This window comes from Alteromonas sp. CH_MED4-4 (assembly GCF_037029575.1).
Lineage (GTDB): Bacteria > Pseudomonadota > Gammaproteobacteria > Enterobacterales > Alteromonadaceae > Alteromonas > Alteromonas macleodii.
Map to the genome: position 1 here is coordinate 1 of NZ_JAYMEU010000066.1, position 2,435 is coordinate 2,435.

Here is a 2,435-nt window from a genome sequence, read left to right on the forward strand (position 1 = left end):
GCGCCAGCAGGTGATCATAGATGTACTTGGCACATTATACCAAGAGATTTATTCCTGAATTTGATGCGGAATGTCGGATAAATTCTGCCTACTTCAGTCAACGTCGAGCAGAGCTTAGGCGCGAAGCTGAAGATAATGACACGAGCTTTGCTCTAGCGGTGCCTCAGTCGGCCACCGCGCAGCAAACCTTGCAGCTTCGTCTTGGCCAAACCGAATTGGTGTTGCCGTTGTCGGTATCACCGCGTTGGGTCGCGCAATTGGTCAAAGAGCTCAGCGCATGAAGATGTTCGTTGAGCCACCGGCAATCTACTTACACAAGGCGCCGGTCGACTTTCGTAAAAGCATTAATGGCTTGAGTGCCATTGTAGAGAGTGAAATGGCGCTCTCACCGTTCAGTGGTGCGCTATTTATTTTTTGCAATCGCCAACGCGATAAGCTCAAGGCTCTGTATTGGGATAAAACAGGCTTTTGCTTGTGGTACAAGCGTCTTGAGAAAGCCAGGTTCAAATGGCCGAAAAAGATGTCAGGCAGCACCATTTCCCTGACTGAGCAGCAATGGGCATGGCTTTTGGATGGCCTGGATATTACCCTGATGAAAGGCCATCAACCACTGCATTTTAGCTCGATAATATGATCGTTTTTTTCATATAGGGATCAAGCATAAATCATGATTTTTCGATCACTAATCGGTCTAAGAAAGCCTTTATCTGTTGCGGCTTAGCGCCGTTTTATGCGGTATAATGACCGCATGAAAAAGATTGATGCAAACACACTTCCAGACGATGTTGAAGCACTCAAAGCTATGCTGCTTGAGCAGCAGGCTGAGAAGGCTCGCCTGCAACAAGAAAGTGAGCGCTGGAAGCGTGACTTCTATCAGTTATTTGAAAAATGGCAGCTTGAGCTGAAAAAGCGTTTTGCGGCCAGTGCTGAAGGTCTTCCGGGTCAAGGCGACTTGTTCAACGAAGTGGAAGACATCCTCAATCCTGATGAGGAAGAGGTCGCTGCCGAGCAACACGTTGCCTACACCCGAAAACTATCGCGCCGTGCCAGACTCGATGCATCATTGCCGCGTAAAGAAGTCATTCACGATATCAGCGATGACGATAAAACCTGCGAATGCTGTGGCACGGACATGCATCGCATGGGCGAGGATGTCAGCGAGAAGCTCGACTTCATCCCGGCTAAGATGCAGGTGACTCGACATATTCGACCTAAATACAGCTGCCGCACTTGTGAGCAGCAAGGCACTGAAACCAGGATAAAGCAGGCACCGGTGCCGGCAAGCATGCTGCCAAAAAGCATCACTACGCCAAGCTTACTGGCCCAAATCATTACAGCGAAGTTCCAGTATGGCCTGCCGCTGTATCGCCAGGAAGCCATGTTCAAGCAGTTCGGCGCCGATATCAGTCGCCAGACCATGAGCCGTTGGTTGGTAGCGGTGAGTCAAAAACTTGAGCCACTGTACCAGCGCATGCATGACCTTCTCGTGCAACAGCCGGTGCTGTGGGCGGACGAGACAACAATAAAAGTCATCCAGTCTGAGAAAAGAAAATCCTACATGTGGGTGTATGGTTGCGGCACAGATAAGCCGCCGCCCGGTAATACCTCATCACCACCCAACATCGTACTGTATGACTACCAGGATGGTCGCGGCGGGTCACATCCGAAGGACTTCCTGCAGGGTTACCGTGGACCATTGCAAGTGGACGGCTATCAAGGTTACGAGCAAACTGATGCTATCCTTGCCGGTTGCTGGGCACATGCCAGACGTAAGTTCGTGGACGCCAAAACCGTGCAGGGGAAAAAGAAAACCGGTAAAGCCGATGTTGCGATTGCGTTTATTCAAAAGCTGTATCGTGTTGAACGGCTGATGGCTGATAAGTCAGCGGATGAGCGTTTGCATGCACGGCAAAGCGAATCCGCAGCTGTAATGAGCGACTTGAAAGAGTGGCTTGATACGCAGTTAAACCAAGTGCCACCGACGAGCGTGATAGGCAAAGCCGTGCAATATACATTGAACCAATGGTCGAAGTTGCAAGTGTATTTAACCGACGGACGCATTAATATCGATAACAACCGCGCCGAGCGCGCTATCAAACCGTTCGTGATTGGTCGCAAAGCTTGGCTGTTTGCCAATACCTACGGTGGAGCGGATGCCAGTGCGGTGCTGTACAGCTTGGTAGAAACCGCCAAAGCCAACGGCCTGCAACCGATTGACTACCTGATGAGCCTGTTCAAGCAGTGGCCACTCATTAACGACAGCGATAATATCGACCACTTACTTCCCTGGAATATCGAGCTCACACCCTAGCGTCAATTATCTTGGCCGGTTGTGTGGTTCGAGTTACGCTTACTGACCAGCGCTCCGGGCGGCTGCGTTTTTGTTGCTCATATAATGCAGCGCGTGCCGCTAATATGGCGTTATCTTCACCACG

3 protein-coding genes are annotated in these 2,435 nt (G+C 50.6%); all 3 read left to right on the forward strand.

The genetic code is table 11. The features are described from left to right. Positions 1 to 20: 20 nt before the first annotated feature. The 3 genes from WA381_RS20870 (at position 21) to tnpC (ending at position 2,311) form a co-directional block, all read left to right on the forward strand. Positions 21 to 281 carry a hypothetical protein gene (locus WA381_RS20870; protein WP_156086141.1) on the forward strand — a complete coding sequence of 87 codons (261 nt, stop codon included), beginning with the start codon at positions 21 to 23 and terminating at the stop codon, positions 279 to 281. Then, positions 278 to 634, forward strand: a complete 357-nt coding sequence (tnpB, locus tag WA381_RS20875) for an IS66 family insertion sequence element accessory protein TnpB (RefSeq protein ID WP_156086142.1) — start codon at positions 278 to 280, stop codon at positions 632 to 634. Before WA381_RS20870 ends, tnpB begins: the two co-directional genes overlap by 4 nt. A gap of 114 nt (positions 635 to 748) precedes the next feature. Beyond that, positions 749 to 2,311: an IS66 family transposase gene (tnpC, locus tag WA381_RS20880; protein WP_156086143.1), complete on the forward strand. Its 1,563-nt coding sequence runs from the start codon at positions 749 to 751 to the stop codon at positions 2,309 to 2,311. Positions 2,312 to 2,435 lie beyond the last annotated feature (124 nt).

Bases quoted from the DNA above. Each gene is read 5' to 3' on its own strand.
- WA381_RS20870 (WP_156086141.1), top strand. From the start codon at position 21: ATGTACTTGGCACATTATACCAAGAGATTTATTCCTGAATTTGATGCG.
- tnpB (WP_156086142.1), top strand. From the start codon at position 278: ATGAAGATGTTCGTTGAGCCACCGGCAATCTACTTACACAAGGCGCCG.
- tnpC (WP_156086143.1), top strand. From the start codon at position 749: ATGAAAAAGATTGATGCAAACACACTTCCAGACGATGTTGAAGCACTC.